Origin of the sequence: Wylensekiella montiformis, assembly GCF_009697385.1 — a bacterium.
GTDB lineage: Bacteria > Bacillota > Negativicutes > Selenomonadales > Selenomonadaceae > Selenomonas_A > Selenomonas_A montiformis.
The window spans coordinates 73,580-92,972 of record NZ_VUNL01000003.1 but is presented as its reverse complement, the minus strand read 5'-3'; the positions used below and the strand labels follow the sequence as shown (position 1 = coordinate 92,972).

At 48.4% G+C, this 19,393-nt stretch carries 23 protein-coding genes and 1 riboswitch; of the genes, 2 read left to right on the top strand and 21 right to left on the bottom strand.

Going from position 1 to position 19,393, the window contains the following annotated elements:
- The first annotated feature begins 33 nt into the window (after positions 1-33).
- Together FYJ78_RS03450 and FYJ78_RS03445 are read left to right on the top strand one after the other, a co-directional pair.
- Positions 34-1,359: a nitrogenase component 1 gene (locus tag FYJ78_RS03450; protein ID WP_154620027.1), complete on the top strand. Its 1,326-nt coding sequence runs from the start codon at positions 34-36 to the stop codon at positions 1,357-1,359.
- Positions 1,356-2,600, top strand: coding sequence for a nitrogenase component 1 (locus tag FYJ78_RS03445; RefSeq protein ID WP_235899825.1), 1,245 nt, complete (start codon positions 1,356-1,358; stop codon positions 2,598-2,600). The genes FYJ78_RS03450 and FYJ78_RS03445 overlap by 4 nt, the downstream gene beginning before the upstream one ends.
- A gap of 60 nt (positions 2,601-2,660) precedes the next feature.
- On the opposite strand, the gene FYJ78_RS03440 is transcribed toward FYJ78_RS03445, so the two are convergent.
- The 21 genes from FYJ78_RS03440 to FYJ78_RS03345 form a co-directional block, all read right to left on the bottom strand.
- Positions 2,661-3,512 carry a hypothetical protein gene (locus FYJ78_RS03440; protein ID WP_195847844.1) on the bottom strand — a complete coding sequence of 284 codons (852 nt, stop codon included), beginning with the start codon at positions 3,510-3,512 and terminating at the stop codon, positions 2,661-2,663.
- A 101-nt stretch (positions 3,513-3,613) separates the two neighbouring features.
- The gene (locus FYJ78_RS03435; RefSeq protein ID WP_195847843.1) at positions 3,614-5,320 is read right to left on the bottom strand and encodes a methyl-accepting chemotaxis protein; all 1,707 of its coding nucleotides are present in this window, start codon (positions 5,318-5,320) and stop codon (positions 3,614-3,616) included.
- Between the two features lie 147 nt (positions 5,321-5,467).
- Complete coding sequence (gene trmD, locus FYJ78_RS03430) at positions 5,468-6,229, bottom strand: tRNA (guanosine(37)-N1)-methyltransferase TrmD (protein ID WP_154620023.1); 762 nt, start codon at positions 6,227-6,229, stop codon at positions 5,468-5,470.
- A complete protein-coding gene (gene rimM / locus FYJ78_RS03425) occupies positions 6,219-6,749 on the bottom strand; it encodes a ribosome maturation factor RimM (RefSeq protein ID WP_154620022.1) in 531 nt (176 codons plus the stop codon). Before rimM ends, trmD begins: the two co-directional genes overlap by 11 nt.
- Complete coding sequence (locus tag FYJ78_RS03420; protein WP_154620021.1) at positions 6,721-7,152, bottom strand: YlqD family protein; 432 nt, start codon at positions 7,150-7,152, stop codon at positions 6,721-6,723. Before FYJ78_RS03420 ends, rimM begins: the two co-directional genes overlap by 29 nt.
- Before the next feature lie 80 nt (positions 7,153-7,232).
- Complete coding sequence (locus FYJ78_RS03415; RefSeq protein WP_154620020.1) at positions 7,233-7,460, bottom strand: KH domain-containing protein; 228 nt, start codon at positions 7,458-7,460, stop codon at positions 7,233-7,235.
- 14 nt (positions 7,461-7,474) lie between these two features.
- Entirely contained in the window at positions 7,475-7,747 is a 273-nt protein-coding gene (rpsP, locus tag FYJ78_RS03410) for a 30S ribosomal protein S16 (RefSeq protein WP_154620019.1), read from the bottom strand.
- 39 nt (positions 7,748-7,786) lie between these two features.
- Entirely contained in the window at positions 7,787-9,172 is a 1,386-nt protein-coding gene (gene ffh, locus FYJ78_RS03405; RefSeq protein WP_328597624.1) for a signal recognition particle protein, read from the bottom strand.
- On the bottom strand, positions 9,169-9,552 hold the full coding sequence (gene ylxM / locus FYJ78_RS03400; protein ID WP_154620018.1) for a YlxM family DNA-binding protein: 384 nt from the start codon (positions 9,550-9,552) through the stop codon (positions 9,169-9,171). The genes ffh and ylxM overlap by 4 nt, the downstream gene beginning before the upstream one ends.
- A gap of 98 nt (positions 9,553-9,650) precedes the next feature.
- Positions 9,651-10,742, bottom strand: coding sequence for a flagellar assembly protein T N-terminal domain-containing protein (locus tag FYJ78_RS03395; protein WP_154620017.1), 1,092 nt, complete (start codon positions 10,740-10,742; stop codon positions 9,651-9,653).
- 307 nt (positions 10,743-11,049) lie between these two features.
- Positions 11,050-12,051, bottom strand: a complete 1,002-nt coding sequence (locus tag FYJ78_RS03390) for a sirohydrochlorin cobaltochelatase (protein WP_154620016.1) — start codon at positions 12,049-12,051, stop codon at positions 11,050-11,052.
- Between the two features lie 392 nt (positions 12,052-12,443).
- Positions 12,444-12,628, bottom strand: a riboswitch (cobalamin riboswitch).
- Positions 12,629-12,775: 147 nt separating this feature from the next.
- The gene (locus tag FYJ78_RS03385) at positions 12,776-13,027 is read right to left on the bottom strand and encodes a GtrA family protein (RefSeq protein WP_154620015.1); all 252 of its coding nucleotides are present in this window, start codon (positions 13,025-13,027) and stop codon (positions 12,776-12,778) included.
- Positions 13,028-13,221: 194 nt separating this feature from the next.
- Positions 13,222-13,407: a hypothetical protein gene (locus FYJ78_RS03380; RefSeq protein WP_154620014.1), complete on the bottom strand. Its 186-nt coding sequence runs from the start codon at positions 13,405-13,407 to the stop codon at positions 13,222-13,224.
- Between the two features lie 531 nt (positions 13,408-13,938).
- The gene (locus FYJ78_RS03375) at positions 13,939-14,217 is read right to left on the bottom strand and encodes a hypothetical protein (RefSeq protein WP_154620013.1); all 279 of its coding nucleotides are present in this window, start codon (positions 14,215-14,217) and stop codon (positions 13,939-13,941) included.
- 78 nt (positions 14,218-14,295) lie between these two features.
- On the bottom strand, positions 14,296-14,862 hold the full coding sequence (locus FYJ78_RS03370; RefSeq protein ID WP_154620012.1) for an N-acetylmuramoyl-L-alanine amidase family protein: 567 nt from the start codon (positions 14,860-14,862) through the stop codon (positions 14,296-14,298).
- A complete protein-coding gene (locus FYJ78_RS03365; RefSeq protein WP_154620011.1) occupies positions 14,859-15,029 on the bottom strand; it encodes a hypothetical protein in 171 nt (56 codons plus the stop codon). Before FYJ78_RS03365 ends, FYJ78_RS03370 begins: the two co-directional genes overlap by 4 nt.
- On the bottom strand, positions 15,022-15,189 hold the full coding sequence (locus FYJ78_RS12720) for a hypothetical protein (protein ID WP_195847842.1): 168 nt from the start codon (positions 15,187-15,189) through the stop codon (positions 15,022-15,024). Before FYJ78_RS12720 ends, FYJ78_RS03365 begins: the two co-directional genes overlap by 8 nt.
- Positions 15,190-15,193: 4 nt before the next feature.
- Positions 15,194-15,442, bottom strand: a complete 249-nt coding sequence (locus FYJ78_RS03360) for a hypothetical protein (protein ID WP_154620010.1) — start codon at positions 15,440-15,442, stop codon at positions 15,194-15,196.
- A 76-nt stretch (positions 15,443-15,518) separates the two neighbouring features.
- Complete coding sequence (locus FYJ78_RS03355; RefSeq protein WP_154620009.1) at positions 15,519-17,234, bottom strand: hypothetical protein; 1,716 nt, start codon at positions 17,232-17,234, stop codon at positions 15,519-15,521.
- Complete coding sequence (locus FYJ78_RS03350; protein WP_154620008.1) at positions 17,234-17,488, bottom strand: hypothetical protein; 255 nt, start codon at positions 17,486-17,488, stop codon at positions 17,234-17,236. The genes FYJ78_RS03355 and FYJ78_RS03350 overlap by 1 nt, the downstream gene beginning before the upstream one ends.
- Positions 17,488-19,389, bottom strand: coding sequence for a hypothetical protein (locus FYJ78_RS03345; RefSeq protein WP_154620007.1), 1,902 nt, complete (start codon positions 19,387-19,389; stop codon positions 17,488-17,490). Before FYJ78_RS03345 ends, FYJ78_RS03350 begins: the two co-directional genes overlap by 1 nt.
- Positions 19,390-19,393: the final 4 nt, after the last annotated feature.

Sequence of the window (19,393 nt, the reverse complement as noted above, 5' to 3'; positions counted from 1 at the left end):
TCTGCTGCATTTTCGACAAAGGACGGATACCCCATGCTGAGAAAAATAAACGATCATCCCATCCGCTCTGTTCATTTGCTGCGTTCATCCGATCCCGACAATCTTTTCCCCCGCACGCTGGAATTCAGCCCTCCTGCCCGCGGCACCTGGAATATTGTTCATACCGGCATGCAGCTTCCGGAATCGCATCAGATTTATGTCTGTGCTTCAGGCTGCCTGCGCGGAGTCATTCTGACGGCAGCTGAAATGGGCTGCATGGACCGCTTCTCCACCATTGAGCTGTTGGAAAAGGATCTTCTGCGTACGGACAATGAAGCGCTCATTCTGCAGGGCGTCACGGATATTCTCAAAAATCTGACCAAACGCCCCCGGGCTGTGCTTCTGTTCACAGCCTGCTTCCATCATTTCATGGGCACGGATCTCCATTATATCTTCCACCAGCTCAGCCGGCGATTTCCTGAAATAGATTTTATCCCGTGCATCATGGATCCGATTCGGCAGACCAAAAGCATTACCCCGGAAGAACGCCTGCGCCGGGAAATCTATCGCCAATGGCGGCCGCTTCCGCTTCGTGCCAGGGCCTGCAACATCATCGGCAGCAATCTGCCTACCGATGACACCAGCGAGATTTTGACGCTGCTTCAAAAAAACGGCTGGACGCTCCGCGATATGACCACCTGCCGCAGCTATGATGATTTTCTCCAAATGGCAGAAGGCAGTCTGAATCTTTATATCAACCCCTTTGGACACCGGGCGGCACTGGATCTGCAAAAAAGATACGGACAGGATTTTCTGTTTTTGCCGCAGAGCTGGCGCTATAGCGAAATCACGGACCATTTGAACCGGCTTGCGGACAAGATGCAGGTCTCCCGTCCCGATTTTCGTCCGCGCATAGCGGAATGTGAACTGGCATTCGAAGCCCTGAAGCAGCTTATTGGTGATACCCCGATCGCCATAGACTGCACCTTTACATTCTGTCCGTTCAGTCTTGCCCGTCTGCTCGTTGAACACGGATTCCGTGTCCTGAAGATTTATTCGGATACCGTGCCGGCTGAAGATCGTGACAATTTTGAATGGCTGAAACGACATTACGGCTCCATAGAACTATGGTCAACGAAAAATCCGGACGGCAGACTGGCCCATGGAAATACAATGGGCCAGAAGATCCTGTGTCTCGGACAAAAAGCGGCCTGGTTCAACGGCAGTCCGTATTTCGTCAATCTGGTTGAAGGCGGCGGCCATTATGGCTTTGACGGCCTGCTCCGTCTCATCCACCTCATGAGTGCCGCTTTTCTTGTCCCCAAAAATCTTCCGGAGGTAATCCGCCGTAAAGGATGCGGAGGGTCTTGCTGCTTATGAAATATCATCAAAATGCTCATATTCTTTCCACCTATTCTGCAGACACCTTTGGCGTCTGTTCTGCGCTGTTCGAACTCGGCGGCATGATCGTCATGCACGACCCGTCCGGCTGCAATTCCACCTACACCACACACGATGAACCCCGCTGGTACGAGCAGGACAGTCTCATCTTCATCTCAGCCCTCAATGAGCAAGATGCCGTCCTCGGCCGCGATGATAAATTCGTACAGGATGTGATCGATTCTGCCATGCAGTTCCGGCCCCGGTTCATCTGCATCATCCCATCGCAGATTGCCTTTCTCATTGGGACGGACATGAAAGCGTTGGCACATATCATCGCGAACCGAACCGGAATTCCCTGCTTTACCTTGCCTACGAACAGTATGCATTACTATGAGCGGGGCATCTTTTACGCACTGGAATGGCTGGCCAAACAAGCCGTACAGCAGCATGTGCCGCTGCAGAAACCGGCCCGCAAAGGCACGCGTTCCCTAAACATCCTCGGCGTGACTCCGCTCGACTTTTCACCAGACAGCGTTTCTTCCCTCCGCCAATGGGCCTTAAACGCGGGTTTTACTTTGCAGTCCTGTTGGGCCGTCGGTGAATCACTGGATACCATCCTTTCCTCAACGAACGCCTGTGTCAATCTCGTGGTAAGCTATGGCGGACTTGGCGCTGCCCGGGTTTTACAGGAAGCGATCGGAATCCCCTATGTCATTGGCACCCCAATCGGCGCACTGCGTTCCCTGCTGGCCGAAGCACTGAAACGGAGCGCTGACGACCAGCACATACGCGCACCGTTTCTCAGCGGCCATCCAATAGAATTGCCCGTGCAGGCGATGACTGCGGGCACCGCGGACAATCCGGCCGCCCGACCGAACCAAATGAAAAAAAACGCACAGCTCCTTGTCGGCGAAAGCATCTGCACCCAATCCCTTGCCTTTGCGCTGGAACGGGAAGGGGCAGAACACTGGCAGACCATTGTACCAGTCGAAACCGAATCGTCTCTTCTCCTACCTGATACCATGCAGCTGACCGATGAAACCGATCTTCAGCCTGCATTCCGCGTGGCAGACAAAGTCCTTGCCGATCCGATGTACGAGCCGATCATCCCCACAAGATATGGCGTTTCCTTTATCCGTCTACCGCATGCTGGCTTCTCCGGGCGGCTATACCAAAAGGAAATTCCGGATCTCATCAGCACAAAGGGATTCCAGCATCTCCGGAAGAAAATAAAATAACGGCAAAGAAGCCGCCTCCGTAGAAAGAGGCGGCTTCTTTGCGGTGACAGCCGGCCGTGTTCATCGTTCGGACGATACCTTTTTGTCTATGCCGTCAAGCAGCTGTTTGATTTCTTTGTTTTCCGTCAGCTTATAGGCAATATCCAGAAAATAAGCGGCATGCGGATATTTTCTGGCAGCCAGCATCGACTTGCCATAACGCAGCGCCGTTTCTATGATTTCCATATCCGGCCCGATAGGAAAATGGTGCTTTTCCCCATAAGAACGCATCGCTCCAATCGAGGGGCGGCTGGCTTCGCCTTTTGTTTCTTCATAGATGTATTTGAGTTCCTGCTCAGCCTGAAACCGGCCTTCTGCCTCAGCAAAGGTCATGCTCATTAAATAGCAGCCGACCGCCTCATCCCACATCTGTTTCTCGCAAAAGTAAAAGCCGAGATTCCGATACGCGTGTGCAATCTCCCGTCGTTTATAGGCAATGGGAAAAATCTCTATCGTCTGTTTTTTAAAGGCTTCCCAATCTTTTTTTCGGCGAAAGACTTCGGCATGCTCGAAAGCAATATCCGCACTCATCGGATTCCAGTCCATCGCAACAGCCAACGCCTCCTCAGCCTCATCCAATGCGCCGTTCTCCAACAGCACGGACCCATACATGGCATAAAGGCGGTTGAACGGTTCCTCGATATCCACTATCGGCCGGATATCCGGATGACGGCTCTGAAACATGACCATCTCCATCAGGGTGTTAAAGTCATAATAATCCGCATTGCCATCCTGATAAAGATTGAGCTGTTCCATGCGATCGATTTCTTTTTTCAGGATTTTTGCCGCACCACCGGAATCTTTCTTCTCACAGGCATCCAGAGCCTGCTCAATTGCGGTACGAATCTCCCGTGTCAAAACCGTTTCTTTCATCATAACCTCCCGTTGAGCATTCATTATCTTGTCTATTGTAACACAGAAGGCATAAAATGCAAAAACGGCTGACCGTAGCTGGTCAGCCGTCCCGTCCAAAATCAGAATTGGAATTTTTTCAAAGAGCCCTGCAGTTCCTGTGCCAACCCGGAAAGGGAATCACTGGCAGAAGCAATCTCCGATGCCGATGCGGACTGTTCTTCCGAAACAGCCGATACATTCTGCATTTCATCGGATACCTTCATCCCCTGCGCATCAATATCACGAATGTGTTCTGTAATCGTTGCGGTTTCTTCAGCAACCTCCTGAATCGCCTTCGCCATATTGTCCACCTGACCGGATACTTCATCGACAAAATCGCGAATCTGATCAAACGTCGAGCGCAGATCCGCCACGGACTGTGCGCCAGATGCAACGGCTGTACTGCCCGTCTTCATTGATGCCACCGCATCAGACGTATCGGACTGAATGCCGACAATCAGCGCGGAAATCTGCTGGGCCGCATCCTGCGACTGCTCGGCCAGCTTGCGAACCTCATCTGCCACAACAGAAAAGCCGCGGCCTTGTTCCCCTGCCCGTGCTGCCTCAATAGCGGCATTGAGCGCCAATAGATTCGTCTGCTCGGCAATGCCGGAAATCGTCTCAACGATCTGCCCGATTTCCTGAGAACGCTCACCCAGTTTGTCAACAATCGCGGCAGATTCCCCGACCGTCGTCTCAACGCTGCGAATCTGATCCACAGACTGCTGAATGGCCTTGCTGCCGGCCACGGCCTGATCAAACGCCGCTTTTGCCCGGTCCGCAACATGTGCGGCTTCTGTCCGCAGTTCATCTACCGAATGCGATACCTTGCCAACTGCTTCGCTGCTGTCATCAATGCCCTGCTGCTGACTGGATACTGCTCCGGACGCCTGCGTTACGGACTGCGCTACCGACTGCGATGCCTGCGCAGACTGCTGGCTGCTGGCCGTCAGTTCCTCGGACGCAGAAGCAATGCGCTCAGCCGATTCACTCGTCTTCATCATCAGCTTATGGAGCTGCTGCTTCATCGCATCAATAATATCCGCCATATGCCCAAATTCATCGGCACGGCGCAGCTCACGGGGCACATCACGGAAATCACCATCGCGAAGGCGTTCGCAAGCCATAATCATCTGCTGAAGCGGTGTCCGGATTGCCTTGCTGAGCATCCAGCCGAACAAACACATAAGCATCATCGCAACCAGCGTAATGACACTCATGCTGACCACCGCATGTCCGACCTTCGACTGATTCTGTTCATTAATCCGTTCCGCGTCATCATTGACCGCCTTACGCAGAGGAACCATGCTTTCATCCCAGGCGATGATTTCTTTTATGGCCTTGCTGCCATAAAGAGCACCGGCCTCCTGCTGCTTGCCCGCGAGAGAAAGATCCATCATCTGGTTCATCGAAGCCTTGAACGCATCCCAGTGATTCTTCACATCAGCAGCTCCACTGGCTTCATTACCTAAAGCCTCGTAGGTATTCCATGTTTTTTCATAATGATCCATATAAGCCTGGATATCCCGTTTATTCTTCTCCAGCTGCTTTTTGTCGGTCAGGCTGACATTCTCAAGGATTCTCGCCTGCATGGCACGTACCGTTACAGAACACTCTCCCAGAAGCTGTACCGCCTGCATCTTCTGTGTATACATGCGATTCATGTCTCCCTGCAGATCCCGCAGATATGATGTCGCATTCCAGCCGACTGCGGCCAGAGACAATCCCGCCATAATGATGAGGCAAAGAATTTTTCCCGTGACCTTCATGTTACTCAACCAGTTCATGTCCAGTCTCCCCTCCGATTTCATCAATTCCCTTTAATAAAAAACCGACTATTATTGTTATAATCCCATTATAACAAAAGAAAAAAAGCAGTAACAGGACACATGTCCCTATTACTGCCTGAGATAGTCCCCTGTATACAGAGCTTTCTACGAATCAGCCCTATGGTCTTCGGTTTTCCGGCCATGCTGCTTGAGATAATCGATCTCTTCTTCCGTGAGCTCGGCATGCTCCAACAGATCCGGCCGGTATTTTTTCGTGACCAGAAGAGACTGCCGGCGCCGCCATTCCCTGATCTTGGCATGATTTCCGGAAAGAAGGACCTCTGGCACCTCCATCCCTTCAAAATCACGAGGCCGCGTATACTGCGGATGTTCAAGCAAGCCATCATAAAAAGAATCCGTCGGTGCCGAATCGACGGAGCCAAGGACTCCGGGGATCATACGGGCTACTGCGTCTGTGATCACCATGGCCGGAAGTTCCCCCCCCGTCAGAACAAAATCGCCCAGCGATATCGCCTCATCGGCGAGAGGATAAATCCGGGCATCAAAGCCCTCATAATGACCGCAGATAAACACCAGCTGTTCATACGCCGCCAGTTCCCGCGCTTTGGCCTGATTAAAAACCGGTCCGGACGGGTCCATTATGATGACACGGCGTTTTGCTGCCAGCGCTTCGGTCTTCGAAAGGACATCCCGAACCGCCTTGTACAGGGGTTCAGGCATAAGCACCATGCCTGAGCCGCCGCCGAACGGCGTATCATCCACATGATGGTGTTTATCCTCTGTATAATCCCGAAAGTTCGTATAATGGATATCAAGCAGGCCGCGATCCACGGCCCGCTTGATGATGCTGTCTCCAAATGGCCCGGAAAACATATTCGGAAAGAGCGTCACCATATCAATGCGCATCGGATATTTCCTCCGGCATGCTGACCACCATACTTCCCTTTTCCAGACTGATTTCCCGTACGACGGATTTCAGCGCCGGAATCAGCAGCTCCCTGCCGTCTGCACACCGGACCTGATAAACATCATTGCTGCCTGTCCGCAAAACATGTTCTACGACACCGAGTTTTATCCCTGCCTTGTCGTATACAGACAATCCGATGATATCAAAGGTATAGTATTCTCCTTCAGCCAAAGGGGCAGCTTCACTGCGGTCAACAGTCAGCAGTCGGCCGGTCAGATGCATCGCATCTTCCCGAACCGGATATTCCCGGAACTTCATCAGGACGAACTGCTTATGATATTTGCAACTTTCAATATGCAGCAATTCCTCACCAACCATGACTTCCGTCATAGAGGAAAAGCGGTCGGCAAAATCCGTCAGCGGAATAATGCGCACCTCGCCATGAATGCCATGAGGCGCACCAACCTTACCGATGGTAATGCGATTCTTCTCAGCCCCGGATGGCGATAATCTTGTCATCTTCCACCAGAACCTCCACATTCATGAGTTCCCGCATATTGTCACCGACATGAACATCTACCTGGCGCTCCAGCGTTCCCTGCACGATCTCTGCACCAAGGACCAGCTTTTCCGTCTCTTCTTTTCTGGCCATCGCTTCAGCCCGATACTGCAGGCGCTTCTGTCGTTCCTCTCCAAAATGAGCCTGAATGGCCTGCAAGCGCTGGATCTCATCTGGCGTCGGATTCTCCTCATCTTCCGGCTGATTTTCCTGCATCACGCGCTTTTCCTGAATATTGAGCTGCTGTACCTCCAGCTCGGCGCGTTTGATTCCTTCTTCCAGATCACTGAGGATTCTTTCCTTCAGTTTTTCCGTCAGCTTTGCCTTGATCGTTACCGGCATTTTCAGTGATACCATGTCCATGACCGTTCCTCTTTTCCATTTCTTTTCTGCACAGAAACAGCGGCAAATCCATACAACGCATGGAACCTGCCGCTGTTTCCTTAAATAATCTCAACCGTAACTTTTGTGTTCTCCCGGGTGGCCGCGGCTTTGACCACGGTTCGCATCGCCTTGGCGATGCGTCCCTGACGCCCGATGACCTTCCCCATATCATCCTCAGCTACATGAAGTTCCAGCACGGTCTGCTGATTCTCCTGCTTTTCATCCACCTGGACGGCTTCCGGATGATCCACTAAGGATTTGGCGATAACTTCAACAAGTTGTTTCATGTTGAGCCTCCCAATCACTTCTTAGCTTTTGCGTCAGCAAACTTGGCCATAATGCCCTGTTTGCTGAGGAGATTCTTTACGGTATCGGTCGGCTGAGCACCTTTGTTCATCCAATCCAGAACCTTGTCCTCATCGACATTAACAAGAGCCGGGGTCTGAGACGGATCATAGTTACCGAGAATTTCGATGAAACGACCATCACGCGGAGCGCGGGAGTCAGCGACAACGATACGATAGAACGGATTCTTTTTTGCACCCATACGGTTCAAACGAATCTTTACTGCCATTGAAAATTCACCACCTTTCACAGAGAAATCATATGAAATTTAATGCATAAACGGCATCTTGGGGAAGCCGCCAAGACCGCCCAAAGCACCGAGTCCCGGAAATCCCTTCTTGCCCTTCTGCATTTTTTTCATCTTCTTCATCATCTTTCTCATTTCGCCAAACTGCTTCAAAAGCTTATTTACATCCTGAACGCGTGTGCCGGAGCCAAGCGCAATCCGCTTGCGGCGACTGCCGTTGATGATGCCGATATCGGCGCGTTCCTGCGGCGTCATTGATTTGATGATGGCCTCAATCTGACGCATTTCCTTGCCGTCAAGGTCAATATCCTGCCCTTCCAGCTGCTTTTTCAGCCCGCCCATGCCGGGAATCATGCCCAGAATGTTTTCCAAAGAACCGAGCTTCTTTACCTGCTGCATCTGACTCAGAAAATCATCAAGGGTAAACTCCTCTCTGCGGAGCTTCTTTTCCATTTTTTTTGCTTCTTCCAGATCAAAGGTCTGCTGCGCCTTCTCTACGAGAGAAAGGACATCGCCCATGCCCAGAATGCGGGATGCCATGCGGTCCGGATGGAAAGGCTGGAGCGCCTCCAGTTTTTCTCCCATGCCGACGAACTTGATTGGAACATTCGTAACCGCCTTGACCGAAAGCGCTGCGCCTCCGCGGGCATCGCCGTCGAGCTTCGTCATAACCACGCCGTCCAGACCGAGGCTCTCATGGAAGCTCTGCGCTACGTTCACCGCTTCCTGACCAGTCATTGCATCAACGACCAGCAGGATCTCGTGCGGGCGTACCTCCGCTTTAATATCGCGAAGTTCCTGCATCAGTTTTTCATCAATCTGAAGCCGGCCGGCCGTATCGATGATGACCACATCATTCGCATGAGACTGTGAATACGCAATGGAAGATCTGGCAATCGTCACCGCATCTGTTCCTGCATCCATCGAAAAGACAGGCAGCTCCAGCTGTGCGCCGACAACCTGCAGCTGCTTGACAGCAGCAGGTCGATAAATATCGCAGGCAACCAGGAGAGGACGCTTCCCCTGCTTCTTGAGCGCCAGTCCAAGCTTGCCGGCCGAGGTGGTCTTGCCGGCGCCCTGAAGTCCGACCATCATAATAACTGTCGGCGGATTCGGACTCATATTGATGCGGCTCTGCGTTCCTCCCATGAGGTTCGTGAGCTCTTCATCCACAATTTTAATGACAACCTGTGCCGGCGTCAATGTATCCAGCACATTTTGTCCGATCGCCCGTTCTTTAACGGTCTGGATAAATTGTTTGACCACTCTGAAATTGACATCGGCTTCTAGAAGAGCCATGCGCACTTCACGCATGGCCTCATTGACATCCTTCTCTGTCAACTTGCCATGACCGCGTAGCTTCTTGAATGTCGCCTGCAGGCGGTCGGATAAACTTTCAAAAATCACTTAGATACCTCCTGACCGCTGCCTAAGTAACCAGACAGCCGATCAAGGACTGCATCGACAGCGGCCTCATTGCCTGGCTGCTTCAGTCCTCTGATGGATTCGCAAATATCAGCCAGCGCCTGACGTTCCGCCTGATAACGGCGCACAAGCCCCAGCTTCTCTTCATAGGATTCCATGGCCTTTTCGGAGCGATGAATGTTGTCATAGACAGCCTGCCGGGAAATCCCCAGCGACTCGCCAATTTCCGATAAAGAAAAGTCATCAAACAGATGCATGCGCAGGCACTCCTGCTGTTTTTCTGTCAAAAGCGCTCCATAGAGATCAAACAAAGCCGACAAATACAACAGCTGCTCCACGATGTCATCACCTGTTTTTCCCAAAAGTAAGTGCCAAGGCTTTGTCCTTGACACTGCTATTATACCGAAGCCTGCATAACCTGTCAAGTATTTTTCCTTGGCACTAAAAATTTCTTTTTTGCTTAAATTTTTACATACTCGGAGCCCATCTCTAAGACCTTGATGTGCTGATTCTCCAGCAGTACCGCAAAATCATGCGCTGTGCCGAGGAAATCCAAATCGATGGTCATATTGCCGAAGCTCGCATCGCGGACATATACATTGCTTACACCGGCCAGTTCCTGCAAATACGCCGTCGCTTCATGGATGCTGCCCAGCTGATTGCTGGTAACGATGAGCTGCAGATGCTGCTCCGGATTCGCGGCCTTGCCCAATGCCGCTTTTCCTACTGCATCAGGAATTTCCTCTGATGCTTGTGAGATCGCCTCCTGAAGAGCATGGGGACCGCGACGCTGCGACCTGCCGGTAAACACTCCGGCGTACAACACTTCCCCGGTATTGACGTTAAACATTCGCACGGACAGTGTTACGTCCGCACGTTTCAACTTTTCAAATCCGGGTATATCCACATAGTCCGCCATACTGCCGACAGCTTTATTTACATGAACGATCACAAGATAATCGACCGGGAACCGGCTTGCCAGCGATTTCTGCAGCGCAGCATCTCCGGAAAACACGGCCGATGCCAAACGCCGGCTTCCGGCCGCATCCAGCTGATCCACATCAACCAGCCTCGTAAATCCCTGCTCAGAAAGCCCCTTCATCACGAGATTTTCCAGATCTGCATAGCGAGCTCCTTCCGGGTCAGCGGCAACAATGCCAATGCGCGGATCCTGCATATTGGCACCGACCACCGCTTTCTTCTGTGCATAGGTACCAAGTGCAGCCTGAATCTTCTGGTCCTGAACATCTGCCCGTATCGTCACGGTATAAATGCCATTCTTGTTGTCCGACGCAAGCACTTCATAGCTTCGAATATAACCATCTGCTTGCGAATAAATCCGATCCTGAATCAGGCGGTAATTCTGCACATAGCTGCGGCTGTCTACCATAACACCGACCTGCTGCTCAATCGCCTGCCGCATGGCCTGATGAAGCGCGCTTCGTTCCGACCCGCCCTGGCCGGTCACGGTCACCGATGCCGCTGATACGGATGCGTTCAGCGCCATAAAAAAGATTCCGGCGAGCATCGCTTTTTTCCCATAACTGCGCATAAGGCAGATACCTCCCTTTCCCGAAACATAGCATCCAAACCGACTGGAAGCGATAACTACCATTCTGATCTGCTGCTCCTGCTCTATGGCCATTATAGCAAACTTACTCTTTATCAGCAAAGAGTGCAGCCTCTTTCTGGCACCTTTTATGGTTCCGTTTCCATTCTTTTGATACGTAAATCATACCAAACCTTTGAAAAGAAAAACCAGAAAGAAAAAAACGGTACGTTTCCCATCAAAGAAAAACGTACCGGAGTCCGGACAAGATCAAGCGGGAGCCTGATTTTGCTCTATACCAGCAAACGAATTACGAATTGCTTTCCAGTGCATTCCAGGCGTCCTCTGCCCGCTTGACATACAGGCTGCGAATCTGTGGATTTTCGCCGATGCCATGAATATAAGCATCTACTTTGAATCCAGCAGCTTCCAAAATGGATTTATGAGAGTCCTTATCGCTGCCAGCCATATCATTATTCGCATGATCGCCGGCTACCATCATAATCGGCATTAGCGTAACATGCTTCACACCATTCTTTTTGAGCTTCGGCAGGACGGTTTCCAAAGACGGCCAGCCCTCTACCGTATAGACGAATACATTTTTGTATCCCATTTCATCGATTTTTGCCTGGATGACCGAATAATAGGCGTTAGATACCTGCGGGGTACCATGTGCCATGATCAGAATCGCATCTTCCTTGCCCTGCCTTGGGAACTGGCTGGACAATGCCTGAATCGTCTCCGATACATCATCGGCCTGTCCTTCCTGTCCCTGCCAGTACATGAGCGAGGTTCCGAGCGTCATTTTTTTGAACTTTTCCTTATAATTTTCATAGACGCCTTTATCGTAATCGTATTCCATGCCGGGAATGACGTCAAGCGACACCAGAGCAACGCGGCTGTATCCATCCGCCTTCAGCTGATCCAGCGCTTCCTCCGGTGTCGGGAATTTGATCCCTTCTTTTTTCAAAACCCGGTCAATGATGATATGAGAGGTATATGCCGTTACCACTTTCGTACCCGGATGCTGCTGCTGAATGGCCTGAACCGTCGCATCAATCGTTTTGACGCGCGTGTCCTTAAACGTTGTCCCGAACGTCATGACCACAATGGCATCTTTATCGGCCTGATCTTTGAGCGCAGGATTTTCATATTTCAACACACCGATCTGTGACGCCGACTTAAGTGCCATCGTTGCATTTTTCACTTCCGGATTCAGCTGATACGCCGCTTCCGTACAAGGCTGCGAGATCCCCAACACCGCAGAACAGACCAAACTGGCAACCAGCATGTTTTTCCAACTTTTCTTCATAAAAAATTCCTCCCTCAAAGCATATCTTCTGCACCATGAAGTTGTTCATCCCTTCATAATATGCAGTATATCGCCCGCTTCTCTTTAAAAAGCGGGAAATATGAGAACTGCTCCTCACGGAACAGGTATCGAAAAAAGAAGGCTCCGGACTAAGCCTGGAGCCGCTGCGGCATTTCCGCAGCAGATAGAACTGAATGAAATGTATGAGCAATTCTCCTGTCACGGCTGTGATGCTGTGACAGAAAATCTTTTGACATTTCCCGGAATCAGGCAATAAAAAAGCCCTTCCGCAAAGGAAAGGGCTCGCGAAAAATCATTCAGTTCTTCTGTTCTGGTATGCCAGAATCTCTATGAATGGTATCGTGATCCCCTTCCCATCGCTCGCAGGTCAAACGGTGACCGTCAATCAGGCAGTTCTCCTGGCTCCAGTTCATCGCCCTGCTGCGTCTTCCCAAAGAAAGCTTACCCTCTCTCCAGTGACATCGTGCAGCCGGACTCGCTGTTACAGTGGCGGGACCGCTCCGGCTTTTACCGGATTCCCTATTAAGTCATAGACACCTGATCCACTTTTATTTAATTATTCGTCCGATCAATATTTATCATAGCATCAGCAGCTTTTATTGTCAAGACAGCCGATCTTGCTAAAAAAAATAGAAACCAGGGCCGCACTGACTGCAGAAAGCAAAGCATAAAACAGACAGGATTTCATAGAACGATCCTCCTTTTACTTTGAGCGCTGGTGAAAGGCCCAGAAGCGGACCAGCAGAAAGGTAATCGGCATCGACAGAAACGCCGCTACCAGAAAACTGATCAGCGGAGCACACGCCAGCATATTATAGGTAATGACAACAATGCCGTTTTCCAAAAGAAAATTGGGAATATACGACATCATAAAGCGAAAATAGCCATGAAAAACCGGCCGGGCATGAAAAATCAAAAAACAATTCAGCAGATAGGCCAGAATATTGCTTGTCAGATAGCTGAGATTTAAATCTATGTAAATTATATATTAGACAGAACGTAGTAATGACGCGGATTGTCTATATCTTTGTATGCAGTATGTATGTAATTTGTATGTACCGAACGCCAATAAATAGCGCGCCACAAGGGTATGTAGGGTCTACACTGGAAAGACAAAATACAGGGCTGAACCTCGCCCTGTATTCTAATCTATTCCTTCTGTTTCTTTAGCTGCTTTTCTTTGTATGCGGCCTGAAGATAGGCCGCCATGCTCATATCATTGGCGGCGGCTGCTTCCTTTATTTTCGCTTTCGTGCCCTTCGGCGCACGAAAAGATATTTGTTCGTAATTCGCTTTCAGCCATTTTTCATTGGCCCGCCTCCTGCTTTCCTGCATTATTTTAATCCTCCTTCATCCGCTACTTTATGTTATAAAAAAGCCAAATTGTAATTCGGCTGAATTAATTCATCTTTTGGCTTTTTCTTTACATATAGTTTTCGCTGTAAATACTATTCTCTTCCCGCCATCTGCGGGCTTCTTCCTCCTGCTGACGATAATGGAATTCCACTATCGCCCAGAACTGTGTCCATGACACTTTCCCGCGTACGAGTCGCATAATATCGGCAGTTGGAAAGTTGTCAACACAAAATGTAAACCCGTGCTTGTCCTCGGAAATGAATATATGAATACTCATTTCCGAGGTTTCCGTACAGAACATAGTGATGAGAAACAACATGGAAACGGCGTTTCCCTTCTTTAATCAATTTCATTTTGATTTGCCTCCTTGCCACCGAGTGGACTATCTATCTTTTCTCTTTCTGATTATATTGTACTGCTATCAGTACAACTTGTCAAGAGGTATCTATATATTTTTATAAAAAAAATAGCGAGGGCAAATACCCTCGCGTAATCAGAAAAAAATAATACTTACTGCTCTGCCGCCGCTTTCTCAAGGACTACTTTTAAGACGGTCAGCCCGCCCTGAATCGCCAGCGGCAGCACAAAAGCATCACGCACTTTGCACCACCCTTTTTCATTCGGCGCATCCTTCTTGCACTGGTCAATCACTTTATCGGCGGCTACAGAAATCACATCCATCCCCTCAGACATAAGCCAATGATTCAAATTTCCTTTCATCGTCTTTCCTACCTCATCAAGCCCCAAAGCATCTACTGCCGTATCGCGAATGTCTACCCATTTGCTCATAATAAATTCTTCCTATCACTTTTACTTTACCCGCGGAAAATATTCCGCAAATCTGGTAAAAAATATTCCATCCTATCGCTATTGAATACACTCATAATCTGTAATTCCACGCGCAATGGCCCGCGCGAAATCATCCTGCTTGTCCGCAAGCAGCGCCGCATCATCGTCATTGTCGATAAAAGCCATCTCGATAAGTACCGCAGGCATATCGGTATACCGGAGTACAAGCAGCTTCGACATATACTTCACGCCGCGATCCGTCGTGCCGAGACTGCCGACAATCTGCGACTGGATGCACTGCGCAAGCTGCTCGCCCGCACCGCCGCCGAAACACTCAACCTCCGTACCCTGTGCCGCCGTATTTGCGGCGTTACAATGGATGGATACAAAGATGTCAGCACCCCACTCATTGGCCGTCTCCGTGACCGTCGGTCCCTGCCGATCTGCATACTCGCTACGTCCTGCCGGCGTCGGCGCAAGATTGTCACTCTGCATGATCTGGCACTCGCATCCGGCGGCTTCAAGATAAGCCGCAACCCGTGCGCCGACTTCTGCCGCCACATCGCACTCACGCAGCCCCGTATTCGGATTGACCGCGCCGCTGTCGTATGTCGTGTCATGTCCCGGATTGATAAATACTTTCATTCTGTATTCTCCTTTCTCTGGCGCGGAAAGGGGTCGATGTCCAGCAGGGCCTGTTCCATCCGCGCCACCTCCTCATCGTAGAAATGATACTGCTTTGCCAGTGACGAAAACCTCCAGAACGCGTCAGCGAAGAGCGCATACTGGAGCGCGGGTATGCGGTTATCCATGCGTACCACCTCCTCCGTGATCAATCGCCGTCCGGCCAAGATATCCAATCAGGCCGCTACCAAGAGTCGTCTGAAGCTCCGTGCTACCCCCAAGGAAGATGGCGGCAAGAAGCGCGGCGACAAGACCAGTTCCTACAATCATATCCGTCGTGATCTTCATCCGATCACCTCCCAAGCGCCCACGTCAAAATGCTTGCAAATATTCCCACGCTGGTTGTACTTACACCGATTGTCCAGCACACATCCCGCTTAAATTCATCGATCCTGTGATGGGCCGATTTGGTGGATTGCAATGCTTCTGTCAAGTCCGTGCTCATCTGATCAATTTTGCGCTTTATGTCTGTATATCCATCTGATACGCTGGCCAGCTGCGTTTCAATTCTGACCAAGCGTTCAATCACATTTTCTCCCATGCTCTATCCTTTCGCACGATACATTAAATGACATTGATTTCCCGGCGGAGGTCTTGCCATATCACACCGCTCCTTTTTATTTGATCTCACCACTGGAAAGATATCCTTTACTTTGCATTTTTGCGATGCGATAATTTACCGCATCACGCTCTCCTCTTTTTTTCTGCGTGATCTCGTATATCTTCCGCCGGCGATACCCATCACATATCAGCCATCCATTTTTTACTTGAATAGCATCTATGCCACCTATTCCTTCTCGATCTCCAAGCGCGGTTTTCGCATCCGGAAGTGCATAAATCAGCTGGCCTTTTGTGTCGTATATCTTTGCATGCGTACCATTACTATACACTTTCAGCTTTCCGGAATTTAGATCAAAGGTAAGCTCTCTATGTCCGCCCGATGACTCTGTATAAGATAATCCATATACCATTGGAGCTCTCAAGGTTATCGCATACGACGGCCCTGTTTTTTCGATCGAGTTTTCTAATATTTGTGACCATATTCCGCCATAATCATATACCTTTTTGTAATTCGCCAAATCGAATCCGCCGGCATTTAATGCGCCGTGACCTTCATCGAAAGCGAAATCATACATAGTAAGAGCCGGCGGAAGCGGCGTTACAATATCTTTTTTTATGACCATTGGATCGCCATTTGTGACCAATATATATACCGATGCTATGATATTGGCATCCGTCCAATATCCTAATCCGGTATGATCTACAGATACAGATTGATTAGTCTCTGTGCGATCATATCCATAGTATAATGGGCGGTCAGTCATCGCAGTCCATTTGTCTATATCATGCACAGAGTAATTTGTAGTCGTATTGATTGATGCAAGATCAAGATTCCCGAAAGCATACGGAAAGCATACGCCTTGCACCCATGCACGGATAACCGCAGTCCAATTTCCATCAGCATCAATCCGTGCGCTATTTATCGCGGCGTATGTACCACATATATAATCTTTGGGCGGCTTGCCGGCAGCCCAATATCCGCCGCTTTTTTGCGAATGATTATACGCCTTTGATTTAATACTGCTAAATGCTTTTTTCAATTCAAAATTTGCCAATCGTACATAGGCAGATAAATCATATGTCGCTATTTTCCCGTCTCGCTTTACGACAAGCGGAATATTCTTTTTTTCTGCTTTTTGGGAGTCTCGATATATTGGCGTATATTCGATATGATCTGACGGATTCCAGTGCCATGATTCTTGCTTTTGTATAGGCTCAGTATTTCCACTGTACAAAAAATCCCCAGCTCTGATTTCTCCGCTTTCCGATTCCACTTTACTGATCGTCTGCCGTGGGATCAGCATATTCCCACCATTCCGCCTATCGCCTGTCGCTAAATCCATATACTTTATATAAGGATATTCCGATGTGATATTATAGCTCGGCTTGTCGATATATACCCCGCCCGAGATGGAATTGACTTTTCCTTTTTTACTGATACACAAATCCAATACATCATTTTCAATAGTGAAATGCTGAGCATCGGATGCAAAAGCATTTCCCGCGCCTGATTTTTTGAATTCATATGATATCCATCTGGAATTTAAATCATAAAGACCGGTATATGTATATGTAGGAATGATACCAGCAGGGATAAAGATATTTCTTCCGCGCCGGCGACACAATGTCAAAGCATATTTACCATCCGTCCACACTTCATCACCAGCATACAAATTCAATGAGCTTGTATTGATTAATTCAAGCCCATTTTGTGTCTTGACTACTCCGGATTCCGCAGACTTTACGACTACTTTATACATCCCGCCTGGCATTAATATCCGCTCCCTACAATTAGCACCTTTCCCGCTTCTTCCGTCGCAATACAATATACTTTGCAGCCATCATATAATCGTATATCTGCTGATGACAGCTCACAATCGTATTCTACTTTATCGATTATGACTTTGTGATTGGATTTGTCGTAAAGTCCTTCTTGTATCTTTACTTCCTTTTTCTCTTCAATTATGGGCGCCGGCTCATCGAAAATATCTACAATCTTCTCGGAAAGTATATCAATCCCGCCCATCAAAACCACCTCACGATTTGCAAAGACTGCCTAAATTCCGTCGGCGTATATCTGACATTATTGTGCTGCAAATAGTATTTATTTCCTTTAAAAATAATGACATCGCGAAAATCGATAATATGCGAATTCGATATCTTTCCATTTATCACCGGATCGACAATATCAAAAGTCAATATCTCCTCTGTTTTACCATTCATTTTGCAAAGCTCATCAAAATATTTTTTATATGATGCTTCATCAATCCCGAATTGATTATCCGGACGCTTCGCGGTACGAATATCACCAAGCTTTGACATGCTGACATAATTTCCGAAAGAATCATATGTATAGCACATAATACCTATGATCTTATTGTGGAAAATATATCGCTCTGTCCAAGCCCCATCATAATCTGACATGATTGATGTCGATATGGATGATGATTCTTCTACATGATTATCGTCTCTGTGAGAGGTATAAGCCATACCATTATTCAGACTGGTATCGATTTGCTGGCTATGCGTGATATTCCCTTGATCATCACCTTCGACAATGCTTTGTGTGACCTTTGTCGTGCCGCGTTTTCCCTCTTCGTCATAGCTATAAGATACTTCCCGATAGCTGCCATCCGGATTACTTGTTTTTGAGCGCATCGGCCTTCCATTTTCATCATAAAGCATGGTCGTATTGTCATCTATTTTTTCTACCGGCTTATTGGGATTTACCTGATGCTCTATCCATCCCTGCTTTACGATATAATCGCTAAATTTGTGAATTTCAGCGTAATTCATAAGCAGTGTCCTGCGAATCATTGGACGAGTAATATTTCTCCCGTCAAGATTTACAGTATTAGGCTCTTTCCCTCGCTGGATTACCCAAAGTACTCCCTCACGGATAAAAGCATTGATCTCGCAGTATGGCACTGTTTTTGACCAGCCAATAAAAGACGATAATATCTCCGGTACGCTTACGCCTCTCGCCGTATTACCAGATTCATCTTGAACTGATCCGGAAACCGTACCTTGCCTTTCAAAAACGAATTTACCCTCGATATTTGCACTAAAATTATCACGAAGTAAAATCTTTGTATCATGACATCCAAGTGCTTTTGAAAGAATCGGGAAAAGACGATTTACTTTGACATATTTGCTATCGCTTTGAATAGAAAGTATTTTTTTCTCATAGCTTAAATTGTAAAAATTCGCCATTGTATTGATATTAGCTATTTTTGCACCGTATTCATTCGATATTTCCTTTGCCAATACTTCATAATTGTAATCTAATACCGATCCTTTTATTGTGTCTTTTGGCATGATTTTTGAGCCATCGACGACATCAAGTGCGATAATATCTGTAACCGTCTGCTCATCGATAGAAATCGAAATAGATTTTAGCTGATTATTGCTCATGATCACCGGGATTCTCCGAATCGTATCAGCTTCAAATTCCAAAGACACGACATTTTTATATTCGAGTCCTGCATATAATATTACATTTTTCCCGGACTGCCGTATTGTGTCCACGATAAAAGTGACGGGCATACTGGTAAATCGTCTCGTGTCGGCATTTACAATCACATCGATAAGGATATCCCGACACATATCAAATACAGATTCTGTAGTCACGGCGATTTGGCGCTGTGTATCATATCCGGCTGATATATCTTTTATATCACGACCGACTAAGCGCTTTGTATCGATATTGATTTCTTCGCTTCGCTGGATTGATCTACTCGTATCGACGCATACATCTACATCTATTTCTTGACCTGGCTTCGGGACTTCGCTTTCGTCCGCCGTCACAATAATCATTTTCACAAAAGATTTTGCATGATTATTTTTTGTCGCAATGACCGCTTTCGGCGTGATACCTGCATGATTATTTTTTGTCGCAATGACCGCTTTCGGCGTCGCTTTAATCACTGAG